The following is a 13398-nucleotide window of genomic DNA, read 5'->3' as shown; positions in this document are numbered from 1 at the left end:
GGTGGGCAGCGGTGGCCGTCGTCAGTTCAGTTGGGCGGGAAGCGGGAGGGTGTGCAGGACGGTCAGGGTGGTGACGGCCCGGGTGAGGACGACGTACAGCCTGGCCAGGCCGCGTTCCTCCGCGGTGACGATGTCGGCCGGCTCGGCGACGACGACGTGGTCGTACTCGAGGCCCTTGGCCAGCGTCGCGGGGATCAGCGAGATCCGCTGCTCGGGGGAGGAGTCGGGGCCGAGCACGTCGTGAGGCACTCCGGCCGCCGTCAGAGCCTCGGACAGGGCCGGCAGGGCGGCGTCCGCGGCGATCACGCCGATGGAGCCCTCGCGCTCCATCGCCTCCCGGACGGCCACCGTCACCGCCTCGGCCAGACCGGCGACCGGCCGTACCGACAGTGAACCGGCGCCGGGGCGCAGCGATCGGGGGGCGGCCAGGGTCGGGGCCACCGAGGGGAGCAGGCGGGCGGCGAAGTCCAGCACCTCTCGGGGCACGCGGAAGCCCAGGGTCAGCTCGGTCACCGCCCCCTGGCCGAAGCCCAGATGGCTGAGGACCTCTTCCCACGACCGGGCGGACCACGGCGTCGTCCCCTGGGCGAGGTCGCCGAGCACGGTGGCCGACCCCGTGCGGCAGCGTCTTCCGAGGGCGCGCAGCTGCATGGCGGACAGGTCCTGCGCCTCGTCGACGACCACGTGCCCCAGCGTGGGGGTGCGTTCGATGAGGTCGGCCAGCTCGTCGAGCAGGGCCGCGTCGGCGGCCGACCACTTGGCCGACTTCCACGAGCGCGGAGGCTTGGCCCAGAGCAGGGCCTTCTGCTCCTCGGGCGCGAGGTCGCCCTTGGCGGCCGATGCGAGGAACTCGGCATCCGACAGCAGCCGGAACAGCACCTGCTGCGGCGTCACCCGGGGCCACACCTGGTCGATGAGCTGCTTGACCGGCTTGGAGCGGGCGACGGCGTCCTGCACCCGGTCGTCGGGGGAGTCGCCGCGCTGTTCCATGCGGACGAGGACGGCGTGCGCCAGACGCTGGGCGAGGGCGGCGCGCCCCGGGCCGTACCGGGTGGTGCCCCGCAGGGAGGCGACGATCTCGCGGACCTCGTGGTCGGGGACCCGGAAGCGGTGCACGCCCCGGGTGTACAGCACTCCTTCTTCGGGCTTGCTGATGTGCCGCCACAGCGCCCGGTGGAGCACCTGCGCCATCCTGGCGTCGCCCTTGATCGCGGCGACCGACGGGTCCTCGGGGGCGGCGTGGTCGCCGAGCAGGCCCGCGACGGTGGTCTGGTCGACCTTCACCTCGCCGAGGGCGGGCAGGACCGAGGAGATGTAGGAGAGGAACGCCCGGTTGGGCCCGACGATCATGACGCCGGACCTCGACAGCTTCTCGCGGTGCGTGAACAGCAGGTACGCGGCGCGGTGCAGGCCGACGGCCGTCTTCCCGGTGCCGGGCGCCCCCTGGACGCACACGGTCTGGCCGAGGTCGGCGCGGACGATCTCGTCCTGGTCGGGCTGGATGGTGGCGACGATGTCGCGCATGGGGCCGGTGCGAGGCCGTTCGATCTCCTCGGTGAGGATCCGCGACTCTTGGAGGGTGGCGCCCTCCTCCAGCGGCTCGTCTTCGTACGCGGTCAGTTCGCCGCCCTGGAAGCCGAACCGGCGCCGCCGCCGGACGCCCATCGGGTCGGCGGGACGGGCCTGGTAGAACGCCCGTGACACGGGGGCGCGCCAGTCGATCACCAGGGGGCGGCTGTTGTCGTCGTGGACGTGGCGGCGGCCGACGTGGATGGTGACGGGGAGGTCGTCGCCGTCACCACGGTCGAGGCGGCCGAAGAACAGCGGGGTGTCGGGGTGGTCGGCGAGCGCGGCGACGCGCTGGTCGAGCAGGGCCTGGAGGACCTGCTGCGAGACCCAGTCGCCGGCGGCGTCGGCGGACAGCGACTGGGCGTGCTCGCGCATCGCCCGCAGGGCCGCCCGGGAGGCCGCGAGGTGCGCGCGCTCGGCACGCAGGACGTCGGCGGGGTCGGCCTCGCCGTCCGGGAGGGGGTCTTCGTTGGAGGAGGCAGGGGGTTCGTCGGATATGTCAGGGGCCAATTGATGTCCGGGCATGCCGAAGGACTCCTTGTGGTCGGAGGTGGTTGACAAAGGCAGCGAACCCACAAGCTTATATGCTTGCGACGGGTCAGCGGCCGCCGGACGGATGCGAGCACCTGGATCGAGGCACGATGTATTACATGTCGGGCGTTTGCCGCCTCTTGGGCGCTGGGTAGGCCGTGAAGATGACGAGGCGCGACCCGGTGACGGTCTCTCCGGTAATTCCCGCCGTGGCCAATATGCTGCTCGGCTGCCTGTGGACGTTCTCGGTCTTCGCCGGTTGGGGGTTCGAGGCATTCTGCGGGAGCGGAGAGTCGCCGGATAGGTGCATGGATCGTCTCGGCGTGGTGTCCACGCTCTCCGGCCTGTTCGCGATCCTCGCCGCCTGCTGCACGGCCGCCGCCCTCTTGCCACCCCTAATACGGAGATATCCGGAAAAATCCCTGCTGCTCATAGGTGGTGCGACCGCATCATGGCTAATCGCGCTGGGCGTGCTTTACGTCGGCGGGTTGGTCGGTCGGTGATCTGGCCGACACGTTGCGTTAACACATACCAAAATCCCGAAAAACCGGGACAAACCTTGTGATTTAGTTAGATCATAGGGTATGTCGCAGTTGGCGCTGTGGGGGCCAATGGGCGAGGGGGTGATGCGGTTGTACAGGGCCGACGGTATTTCCTGGACCTGAATACCCGTCCCAGGTCAAGGTATTGCCGGGACGGGTTTGGGGGACGACGGCGTGCCGCTCAGCGAAGTTATTCGCTGGCGAGCACGTCGTCCGCATCGATGATTTGGTAGGCGTAGCCCTGCTCGGCCAGAAAACGCTGCCGGTGCGCCGCGAAGTCCTGGTCGACGGTGTCCCTGCTCACCACGGAGTAGAACCTCGCGCCGCCGCCGTCCGCCTTCGGCCGCAGCACCCGGCCGAGACGCTGCGCCTCCTCCTGGCGCGAACCGAAGGTCCCCGACACCTGGATCGCCACCGACGCCTCCGGCAGGTCGATCGAGAAGTTCGCCACCTTGGAGACCACCAGCACCTTGATCTCCTTGTCGCGGAAGGCCTGGAACAGCCGCTCCCGCTCCTTCACCCGCGTCTCGCCCTTGATGACCGGCGCGCCCAGGTGCTCGGCGAGCTCGTCGAGCTGGTCGATGTACTGCCCGATGACCAGCACCTGCTCGTCCGCGTGCCGCCGCACCAGCGTCTCGGTGACCCTCGTCTTCGACGGGGTGGTCGCGCAGAAGCGGTAGCGCTCCTCGGACTCGGCCATGGCGTACGCCAGCCGCTCGTCGTCGGTCAGGGTGACCCGCACCTCGACGCAGTCGGCCGGCGCGATCCAGCCCTGGTTCTCCATCTCCTTCCACGGCGCGTCGTACCGCTTGGGCCCGATGAGCGAGAACACGTCGCCCTCGCGCCCGTCCTCGCGGACCAGCGTCGCGGTGAGACCGATACGCCGCCGCGCCTGCAGGTCGGCGGTCATGCGGAAGATCGGCGCGGGCAGCAGGTGGACCTCGTCGTACACCACCAGGCCCCAGTCGCGGGCGTCGAACAGCTCCAGATGGCGGTAGACCCCCTGCCGGCGGGTCGTCATCACCTGGTAGGTGGCGATGGTGACCGGGCGGATCTCCTTCTTGGTGCCGGTGTACTCGCCGATCTCGTCCTCGGTGAGCGAGGTGCGCTTGATCAGCTCCTGCTTCCACTGGTGGGCGGAGACCGTGTTGGTGACCAGGATCAGCGTCGTCGCCTGGGCGTGGGCCATGGCCGCCGCGCCGACGATCGTCTTGCCGGCGCCGCAGGGCAGGACGACGACACCCGACCCGCCGTGCCAGAACGCGTCGGCGGCCTCGCGCTGGTAGGGGCGCAGCGTCCAGCCGCCCTCGTCGAGGGTGATCGGATGGTGCTCGCCGTCGACGTACCCGGCGAGGTCCTCGGCGGGCCAGCCGAGCTTCAGCAGCGCCTGCTTGATGTTGCCCCGCTCGCTCGGGTGCACGGCGACGGTGTCGTCGCCGATGCGCTGGCCGAGCATCGGCTGGATCTTCTTCGCGCGCAGCACCTCTTCGAGCACGGCCTTGTCGGTGCTGGTCAGGGTGAGCCCGTGGTGCTCGCTCTTCTCCAGCCGCAGCCGGCCGTACCTCGACATCGTCTCGGCGATGTCGACGAGCAGGGCGTGCGGCACCGGGTAGCGGCTGAAGCTGATCAGCGCGTCGACGACCTGCTCGGCGTCGTGCCCGGCGGCGCGGGCGTTCCACAGCGCGAGCGGCGTCACCCGATAGGTGTGGACATGCTCGGGGGCCCGCTCCAGCTCGGCGAAGGGCGCGATCGCCTTGCGGCAGTCGTCGGCTCTCTCGTGGTCGACCTCGAGCAGCAGCGTCTTGTCCGACTGGACGATCAGCGGGCCATCAGACACGATTTCTTCTCTCCCGGATTCGCTTACGGCCACCGTGCCGGCGGGCCCGTCCGCTTATCCAACAAGAAGCCGGGCCGGTTCAGTCCCGCTTTCCCGCGGCTTGACTGTCGTGTCCTGCGGCCGCGCCGGCCTCACAGGTGGGTGATGATCATCACGACGACGAACAGTACGATCAGGACGACGTTGATGCCGATGCTGATCCACACCCACGGGAGCAGCTTCTTCGCCCGCTGCGGCTCGGTCTGCGCCTTACTGAGCGCGATGGCGGACAGGATCACGCCCGCGATGCCGCCCAGCGTGACGTAGCAGCTCAGCGACATGACGATGCTGATCACCAGCGCGATGATCGCGTGGGTGCGCGGCCCGTCGTCCACCGGTGGAGCCGGGTAGCCGTACGGGTTCGGCTGGTAGGGCCCGTACCCCGGCGGCTGGCCGTACCCCGGCTGTGCCCCGTACCCCGGCTGGCCGTAGGGCGGCTGGCCGGGGGCGCCGTAGGGCTGCTCGTACGACGGCTGGGAGGCGTACGGCCGGCCGTACTGGTCGTACTGGCCCTGCGCGGGCGCTCCGTACTGGTCGTACTGGCCCTGCGTGCCGTACTGCGGGTCGTAGGGCGCCTGACCCGGCGCCGTGTACGGCGGCCGGTCCTGCGGCGGGTAGCCGGGCGGGCCGTACTGAGGGTCGTACGACGTGGAGTGCCCGGGCGCGCCGTAGCCGCCGCCGTGGGGGTCGTGCCCGCCCTGGGAGGTGTACGGGCTCTGCCAGTCCTGGGGAGAACCGGACTCGGGGGTGCCGCTGCTCACTGTCGTCTCGCTTCTGTGGCCTGCAAAGCAGATCAACACTTACCACGAGAAGTGGGGCCTTCGTGGTGCTTAGCCGACCAGTCGGGATCTGAGGGCTTTTCTGTTGAGTTTCAACGCGCTGGTCATCGGGATGGTTTCCACGAACCGGATCTCGCGCGGGTACCTCACCCGGCCGAGCCGCTCCCTGGCCCACGCGACCATGCTCTCCTCGCTGATCATGCTGCCCGGACGTAGCTGGACGAAGGCCACGACCTCCTCGCCGAGCCTGGCGTCCGGACGGCCCACCACGCCGGAGGCCGCCACGTCCGGGTGCTTGTTCAGCGCGTCCTCCACGTCACGCGGGAAGACGTTGAAGCCGCCCCTGATGATGAGGTCCTTCTTGCGGTCGGCCACGTAGAGGTAGCCGTCGTCGTCCAGGTAGCCGATGTCGCCGGTGCGCAGCTCGCCGTCCACCAGCGCCTCCGCCGGCGACCGCCAGTACCCCGTCATGATCGACCCGCCGCGTACGCAGATCTCGCCGATGTCGCCGGTCTCTTCGACCGGGTCGCCGTCGGCGTCCCTGATGGTGATCGTGTAACCGGGCAGCGGCAGGCCGGCACTGCCGATCTTCCTGCGGCCCGGCGGGTTGAACGTCGTCACCGCGCTGGTCTCCGTCAGCCCGTACCCCTCCAGGACGCGCACCCCGGCCATCCGCCGTTCGAACTCCACGATCACCTCGCGGCCGAGCGGGGCCCCGCCGCAGGTGAGGTAGAGCAGGTCGGGCAGCGGCGTCGTCTCCAGCGGCTCGGCCAGCAGCTCCCGCAGCATGGTGGGCACCACGGCGCCGTACTGGGTGCGGTGCTCGGTGGCGAGCTGCAGGAACGCCTTCGGGGTGAACGACCGCATGAGCACCGTCCGCTGCGGCTCGGAGGCGTGCATGCGGGTGATCGCGATGATCAGGCCGTAGGAGTGGGAGAGCGGCACGGGCATGATCGCCCGGTTCACCCCCGGCTCGTAGGTCAGCTCGTGGGCGGCCCTGGAGACCTGCCACAGGCCGGAGTGCCGCAGCATGACCCCCTTGGCCCGCCCGGTCGTCCCGCCCGTGTACATCAGCGCCGCCAGGTCGTCCTCGTCGCGGTCCACCGGCCCGGACTCCTCCGCCTGCTCGAGCTCGGCGAAACCGACGACGGGCCCTGGAGAGGGTGCGTCGCCGACCACGACGACCCGCACGTCCGTGCCTTCCGTGGCCTCCAGCACGGCGCGCAGCAGCTCGGCCGAGGCGATCACCGCGCGCGGCTCGGAGTCGGCGACGATGTGCCGCAGCTCGTCAGGTGCGACGAGCGACATCACGGGCGTCACGACGGCTCCCGCGAGCCACACCGCCTGGTAGACGATCCGGACCTCCGGGCTGTTCACCATGATCACCACGACCCGGTCGTCCGGCCGGACGCCGAGCCCCCGCAGCCCGCCGGCGGCGCGCCTCGCCCGTACGGCGAGATCACCGCCGTGGTACCAGGCGCCCTCGTAGTACACCGCCTCGGCGTCGCCGAGCCTGCTCCACGACTCCTCCGCCAACCGGCCGAGCGTCCGCTTCGAGCCCATCACGACCGCCCTCCCGCGCCGGGTGAACGCACACCCTCAGGCCCAAGTTGATCCGGTGTGTGCTGGCCGTCAACCCTCGACATAAACGCCGGGCAGGTCAGGGGCTCACGTGGAGGTCAGTTGACGTCCGCGACGCCGGTGATGCGATGGAGGGCGAAGCGGTGGACGGCCGCCCGCGTCTCGTCGTACGCCGTCAGGTAACCGCCCTCCATGCGGGCCGGCTCCAGGATGCGGCTGGTGGCGTGGCCCTGGGAGTCGAGGTAGCCGATCCACACCCGCGTCCCCTGCCGGATGGCCTCCTGCAGCGCCAGCACCGTGCCCGTGGACGGCGTGCGCGGCACCTGCCCGTCGGGGGTCGCCACGGGCTGCCTGCGGGCCTGATGGGCCTCGTCGCCGGCGCGGACGGCGCGCACGGCCGCCGCGACGAGGTCGGCGTCGGGGCCGGACGGGTCGAGCGCCGCGCGGGCCGACGGCGGCCTCTCGGTGCGCTTGGCGTCGGCCCGGGTCACCAGCACGTCGCCGTCCGACGTCTCGGCCACGGGGGAGTAGCCGAGCGCCCGCAGCGAGTCGACCACCACCGGCCGCGAACTGCGGGAGGCCACGACGGTGGGCGCGAGCCGCCGCAGGCGCAGCGGCATGGCCCGCTTGTCGGCCATCACCTCGTCGAGCACCGCCGGGTCGTCGCAGCGGATGTACGCGCTCGCCGTCCCCACCCGGATACGGCCGTGCCGCCGCGCGACGTCGGTCACCAGGTAGCGCAGCGGCTGCGGGACGGAGGTCGCCGAGTGCTTCTCCAGCATGGCCACCAGCTCGTCGGAGCTGAAACCCGCGTCGAGCGCCCGGCGGATCGAGCTCTCACCGAACCGGTAGACCGTCGCGCCGCCCTTGGACTCGACATCGGCGGCCAGCGCCAGCCAGCGCCCGAGCTCGCTGGTCAGCGGCCCGGGGGCGACGGCTGTGAGGTCGGCCTGGAGCAGCACGTGGTCGACCGGCTCGGGCAGCAGCGGCGCCAGCAGCTCGGCAGGCGTGCGCGGCGGGGCCGGCTGCGCGGAGCGGGCCCGGCCGCCGCGCGCCCGCGTGGCCTGCTGTGGCCGAGGCGTGTCGGGAAGGGACGGGAGCAGTCCGCGGGAGAAGACGGACATGGCGCCGAGCCCGGTGACGCCCAGCTGCTCGGCCTCGCGCAGCGTGAAATCGACCAGCTGGTCGCGGTAGCCGCCCCGGCGGCGGGGCTGGTCGAACGCCAGCCGTTCGCGCACCGACTCGGCCGACGGAGCGAGGCCCGGGCCCGCCGAGGCGAGCACCCGGAGCGTACGCAGCCGCACCTCGGACGCGGTCGGCCTGCGCAGCTCGGGATGCAGGACGTTCAGCAGGCGGTCGCGGTCGTCACGCTCCCCGACCAGGCCGGGGACGCGGTCGCTGGCCACCCACGCCGCCGCCAGCACCTCCCAGCGGTCCTCGGTGGCCTTCACCCGCCAGATGTCGTAGCCCGTCGTCGGCAGCCACTCGCCGTCGACCGGCGCGCTGGCGGCGATCAGGCCGGCGGCGTGCGCCACCTCGATGACCAGCGCGGCCGCCCATTCGGGTAGATCGAGAAGCTGCGCCGTCTTCTTCAGGTCGCGGACCGCGACCCCGCCCGTGCGCAGCGTGCCGGGAGGGTCGACGCCCCACCGCTCGCACAGCTCCTCCACCGTGCGGACGAAGGCGAACGCCTGGCCCGCCGCCGTACGGTCGGCCAGATCCTGGTCGCGCCGGGTGCCCGAAAGCGGCGGCGCCCCGGGGTGCAGGTCGCGGTGCACCCGCCCGTCCCGCAGGACGAGCGCGACCTCCCGGGGCAGCACGACGCTGTCCTCACCGCTCGCGGCCAGCAGGCCGCGGGCGAGAAGCTGCTCGATCGGCGACTGGGCCGTGGCCACGCTGACCTCGCGCCGGGCGTTCGGCAGGCGGCCCGTCGGCGGCCCCCAGGCCAGCTGGTCGAGAGCGGCCTTCGCCTGCGGGCCGACGTCGGCCAGCAGCCGTTCGACGATGCCCCCCTCGGCCAGCAGGCCCGCCAGACGCTCGGCCACGGCCTCTCCCCGCCCGGGGCCGCCGTGGTGGATCGCCTGGATGAGCTCCTCGAGCCGTTCCGGCGGATGGTGCCGGAAGGCCTCGGCGGCGGGCGGCCCGAGCCCGGCCGGCGACTCCGACACGTCGCGGACGCCCGGGGCGAGACGCAGGGAGCGGTCGTCGCCGTAGACGAGTGCCATGGCCTGGAGCAGGTCGACCGCCTCGCGCAGCGGGTCGTCGAGGCGGGCGACGTCGTCCGCGGGCACCGACCTCGCCATCGCCTCGCGCAGATCGCCGTACGGCAGCCCCTCGTCGTCGTCCGTCATGACGAGCAGGGTCTCGACCACGGCGAGGGCGAACCGATCGAGCCTGTCGAGCGCCCTGCCGGTGGCCGAAGGGCTGGTCGCCCTGATCACGAGACCTTCGAGATGCGCCGGGACCGGGGTGATGAGCTCGGGACGTGCCGCCACCAGGGCACGCAGCCGCTCGTCGGGCAGACCGCGCAGCCACTCAGTGAACTCGGTGTTCATCGCCCGCCACCGAACCCCCTGTCACCTGGAACCGCACGCCTCCTCCATCGTAGGAGCCCTGACCCCTCCCCACGCAGCCGGGAGATCACCCTCTTTCTCCGCCGTGTTGTCGCCGGCGGGATAGTCATTTCTGCGAAACGGTGCGTGGCTTCGTGGCCTGGGGCAGTATGGCGAGGGTGATCGAGCGCGCCGACCAGCTCGTCCTCGAATACGTCAGCAGGGTCGCTGACGCCGCTCACGGCGTTCTCCGTCCTGAGCAGCGCCGTGATTTCGTACGGCGGTTACGCGCCCGCATCGAGCAGGAGCGCGGCGGCAGGCAGGACGTCGGCACGGCCCGCAAGGTGATCGCGAGGTTCGGTGATCCGAGGGCGTTGCTCCAGCGCGAGCTGCAACGGCTCGCGGCCGTGGAACACCAGGACACCCGCGAATCTCGTCCAGGCCCGTCACGGGCGCCGGCGCGGCGGCCGGGCGCGGCTCCGGCGGCCAGGGGCCCGGTGAGCGGCCCGGCCAAGGCGCCGTCCCGGGGGGTGACCTCCACGCCTCCGCCATCCGCTCCGTCCGCCGCGCCCGGTTCCTCGCCGGCCTCCGGCCCTTCCGGCACGCCGCCGGTATCCGGACCTCCTGCCTCGAACGGCGCCTCGGGGCCGTCCCTCTCCGGTGCGTCGCGGGGGCCCGCTGCCCCGAACGGCGCCTCGGGGCCGTCCTCTCCCGGTGCGTCGCCGGAACCCGCTGCCCCGAACGGCACGTCCGCGTCGTCGCCGTCCGGTACGTCGTCTCCGCCGCCCTCGTCCGAAGGTTCCGCTTCGGGCGGGGGCGTTTCCGTGTCCGGTGCTTCTGGTGAATCGGGAGGGCCATCGGTGTCGAATGTGAACGGGGTCGAGCAGGCCGGGGCGGGCGACGACGAGTTCGGCGACTCGGCGACCGAGATCATCCCGGCGGTGCGCTCCGACGACGACCCTCCGACCGCCGTACAACCTCCCATCACGGAAACGACCGGCGTCCCGCCCTTACCCCGTCCTGCTCCTCCGGCGGCGCGAAGGGTGTCGCCGACCCCTCCCCGGCGCGTGCTCCCGCCGCCGTCCCGCCTCGGCCGGGCGGCGATGAGCGGGGCGAACCTAAGGGCCGCCGACGGGCGTGACCTGAGGACGATCCTGCGCAACGATCGGCGCGAGGTCGTGGGCATGGCGCTGCTCGTCATCTCGGCACTGCTCATCCCGATCCCTCTGCCGTACCTCGCGATCTTCACGGTGCCGGTGCTGGTGTGGGCCGTGGGGACGTTGACCGTGCTGGCCTGCGAGGGCTGGATCTTCAAGGACCGCCTGGCCGGGTCGATGGCGCCCATCGTCTCCTACGTGGTGGGCGGCGTCGTGCTCGGCGCCATCAAGACTCCGGAGGCGCAGGGCAACGGGCTGACGGCGTTCATCAACTCGTTCTGGGACGTCAGCGGCATGATGTTCATGCTCGGCGCGGCAGGAGGCGTGGCCTGGCTGGCCTACCGCCTGTTCAACCCGCCACCTCCGCCACCTCGGCGGCAGCCGCTGGGGATGCTGCGCTGAGCAGGCCCAGCGACAGACGGACCCAGGACGCCACGAACCGCTCGCGATAAGTGAGCCCTTTCTTCACTCCGAGGTTCTCATGGCCGCCGCAAGTACGCGGACAGGTCTGCTCTTTGGCATCCTTCAAGGGTGTATTCGGTAGGATTTGATCTTGATCTGACGCTCGCGGACACCCGGGCGGGAATCGCCGCTGTTTTCGGCGAGCTCTCGCTGCGACTCGGTGTGGCGATCGATACCTCTGTCGTGGTGAGCCGGCTCGGTCCGCCATTGGAGCAGGAACTGTCCTACTGGTTGCCGCCGGAGGAGATTCCGGCCGCCGCGGATCTCTACCGTTCTCTCTACGCCGAGATCGCGCTCCCGCTCACGAAGCACATGCCGGGCGCGGTCGAGGCGGTCGCGGAGGTGCGCCGCCACGGCGGGCGGGTGATCGTCGTGACGGGGAAGAACGATCACGACGCACGGCGGACCGTCGAAACCCTCGGCCTCGACGTCGACGAGGTGGCGGGTTCGGTGTTCGGCGCCGCCAAGGGTGTGGCCATCGCGGCCTTCGGGGCCGCCGTGTACGTCGGGGACCACGTCGCCGATATCGAGGCCGCCCGAGCGGGGCGGGCGCTCAGCGTCACGGTCGCCACGGGGCCCTACACCGCAGAGGCTCTGCGCGAGTACGGCGCCGATGTCGTGCTGCCGGATCTGACGCGGTTCGCCGAGTGGTACGACGACTGGCGTCTCCCGGAAATCGGGGCCGTTTCGACGGTCATGTGACGCTCCGGCGGGGCATAACCTACATCCATTCCATTCATGACAGTCTGAACGAGGTCACCCCTGTGCCTACTGGCAAGGTCAAGTGGTACGACGCTGACAAGGGCTTCGGTTTCCTCACCCGCGACGACGGCGGTGAGGTATTCGTGCATTCCTCAGCGCTTCCCAAAGGCTCGGAAGGGCTCAAGCCAGGTCAGAAGGTCGAGTTCGGTGTGGCCGAGGGCCGCCGTGGCCAGCAGGCGCTCTCGGTCCGCGTGCTGGAGCAGCCGCCGACGCTCGCCAAGACCGTCAAGCCGAAGGCCAAGCGCAAGAAGCCCGATGAGATGGTCGTCATCGTCGAAGACCTGATCAAGCTGCTCGACGACGTATCCAACTCCTACCAGCGCGGCAAGCATCCGGACACCGCGCACGCCAAGAAGATCGCGACGGTCCTGCGCGCCGTGGCCGACGACATCGACGCCTGACACATCCGCCCGGTCTCCCTCGGAAGCGCGAGGGGGCCGGGCTCAGGCGTGATCACCCGTTCGGGTTGGTCAGGGGCTTGGTGGCGTCGGGCGTCGCCCGCGCCCCGTCCGCCGCGGCGGACGGTAGGGGCCGGGACCGCAGCGAACGCAACCGGCGCCGGCGCCGGAGGAGCAGCCACGCCAGCGCGGCCACGAGCGCCGCCGACACCACGCCGAGCCCGGCCGGCCCCGCCAGGTGACCCGGCAGCAGGGACAGCAACAGCCCGGCCAGACCGCCCCCCACCCAGGCGATCTGCAGCAACGCCTCCACGACGCCGAAGGTGGAGGAGCGGACCTCTTCGCCGATCTCCCGCTGGACGATCGCGTCGAGGGCGAGTTTGCCGACCTCCTGCGCGAGCCCGGCGATCAGCGCCACTCCGGCGGCCGTCCACAGGGAGAAGAAGAACGCGCTCGCCGTCGCCGCCACCGTCCCCGGCCCTTTCGGGCCGGGGCGGCTCCTCCATCTCGACGTCGGGGGCGTCGACGTGCCGGGGCAGCCGTACCGCGGACACCCCGGCGGCCAGGAAGACGACCATGGTGCCGCGCAGCACCCACTCGGCGCCCAGCCAGACGGTCAGACCGGCCGCCACGGGGGCGGTCACCGCCGCGGAGACCAGCGAGAAGAGCGCGACGCGGGCGTTCGCCGTGACCAGCGTGATGTCGGCGGGCAGCACACTCGGCATGGTGGCCGCCCGGCACACGTTGTAGGCCTTGGACAGCACGAGCACCGCGAGCACCGCCGGGAACAGGGTGAGCCCGTCCGCCGGCCCGATCGCCGCCGCCATGGCCCAGCAGAGCAGCCCGCGCGCGAACAGCGTGCCCGCCATCACGTACCGGCGGCCCGACCGGAACCGGTCCAGGACCGGGCCGACGAAGGGGGCGACCACCGCGAAGGGCGCCATCGTGATCAGAAGGTAGAGCGCCACCTGGCCGCGCGCCTGGTCCACCGGCAGCCCGAACAGCAGCGTGCCGGCCAGCCCGACCGTGACGAGGGCGTCCCCGGCGCTGTGCGAGGCGGTCAGCTCGATGAGCCGCCCGAGCCCCGTGCGGTCGGCCCCCTGCGCGTGGGTCAGCCGCCGGCTGACGCGCCGCAGGCCCCGTCCGGCCCGCGCCGCGCCTCTGGCCGCCGTACGGCTCGCGCCCGCCG

General features: G+C 71.6%; 10 protein-coding genes and 1 pseudogene. 4 read left to right on the top strand and 7 right to left on the bottom strand.

The window, feature by feature from the left end; translation table 11 throughout:
• Positions 1 to 21 precede the first annotated feature (21 nt).
• Complete coding sequence (locus KIK05_RS45230; protein ID WP_214417117.1) at positions 22 to 2094, bottom strand: HelD family protein; 2073 nt, start codon at positions 2092 to 2094, stop codon at positions 22 to 24.
• 170 nt (positions 2095 to 2264) lie between these two features.
• On the opposite strand from KIK05_RS45230, the gene KIK05_RS45225 reads away from it, so the two are divergent.
• Positions 2265 to 2603, top strand: a complete 339-nt coding sequence (locus tag KIK05_RS45225; protein ID WP_214417116.1) for a hypothetical protein — start codon at positions 2265 to 2267, stop codon at positions 2601 to 2603.
• Positions 2604 to 2832: 229 nt separating this feature from the next.
• On the opposite strand, the gene KIK05_RS45220 is transcribed toward KIK05_RS45225, so the two are convergent.
• From KIK05_RS45220 to KIK05_RS45205, 4 genes are all read right to left on the bottom strand, one after another.
• Positions 2833 to 4479 (bottom strand): DNA repair helicase XPB, encoded by a 1647-nt coding sequence (locus KIK05_RS45220; RefSeq protein ID WP_214417115.1) that lies wholly within the window; start codon positions 4477 to 4479, stop codon positions 2833 to 2835.
• 131 nt (positions 4480 to 4610) lie between these two features.
• Positions 4611 to 5279, bottom strand: a complete 669-nt coding sequence (locus KIK05_RS45215) for a DUF4190 domain-containing protein (RefSeq protein WP_214417114.1) — start codon at positions 5277 to 5279, stop codon at positions 4611 to 4613.
• Positions 5280 to 5348: 69 nt separating this feature from the next.
• Positions 5349 to 6860 (bottom strand): class I adenylate-forming enzyme family protein, encoded by a 1512-nt coding sequence (locus tag KIK05_RS45210; protein WP_214417113.1) that lies wholly within the window; start codon positions 6858 to 6860, stop codon positions 5349 to 5351.
• Positions 6861 to 6976: 116 nt separating this feature from the next.
• Entirely contained in the window at positions 6977 to 9433 is a 2457-nt protein-coding gene (locus KIK05_RS45205) for a helicase-associated domain-containing protein (RefSeq protein ID WP_214417112.1), read from the bottom strand.
• Positions 9434 to 10290: 857 nt separating this feature from the next.
• On the opposite strand from KIK05_RS45205, the gene KIK05_RS45200 reads away from it, so the two are divergent.
• The 3 genes from KIK05_RS45200 (at position 10291) to KIK05_RS45190 (ending at position 12212) form a co-directional block, all read left to right on the top strand.
• Positions 10291 to 10989, top strand: coding sequence for a hypothetical protein (locus KIK05_RS45200; RefSeq protein WP_214417111.1), 699 nt, complete (start codon positions 10291 to 10293; stop codon positions 10987 to 10989).
• Between the two features lie 129 nt (positions 10990 to 11118).
• On the top strand, positions 11119 to 11751 hold the full coding sequence (locus KIK05_RS45195) for an HAD family hydrolase (RefSeq protein ID WP_214417110.1): 633 nt from the start codon (positions 11119 to 11121) through the stop codon (positions 11749 to 11751).
• A 62-nt stretch (positions 11752 to 11813) separates the two neighbouring features.
• On the top strand, positions 11814 to 12212 hold the full coding sequence (locus tag KIK05_RS45190) for a cold-shock protein (protein WP_214417133.1): 399 nt from the start codon (positions 11814 to 11816) through the stop codon (positions 12210 to 12212).
• Between the two features lie 52 nt (positions 12213 to 12264).
• Here the strand turns inward: KIK05_RS45190 and KIK05_RS49335 are convergent, their stop codons facing one another.
• Both KIK05_RS49335 and KIK05_RS49330 read right to left on the bottom strand, forming a co-directional pair.
• A complete protein-coding gene (locus tag KIK05_RS49335; protein ID WP_308250425.1) occupies positions 12265 to 12678 on the bottom strand; it encodes a hypothetical protein in 414 nt (137 codons plus the stop codon).
• 76 nt (positions 12679 to 12754) lie between these two features.
• Positions 12755 to 13153, bottom strand: a pseudogene (locus KIK05_RS49330) (MFS transporter); the annotation flags it as partial.
• Between the last annotated feature and the right edge of the window lie 245 nt (positions 13154 to 13398).

This window comes from Sphaerisporangium fuscum (assembly GCF_018531465.1).
GTDB classification, from domain to species: Bacteria; Actinomycetota; Actinomycetes; order Streptosporangiales; family Streptosporangiaceae; genus Sphaerisporangium; species Sphaerisporangium fuscum.
The sequence above is the reverse complement of the archived record's forward strand: the minus strand, read 5'-3'. Positions and strand labels throughout refer to the sequence as shown.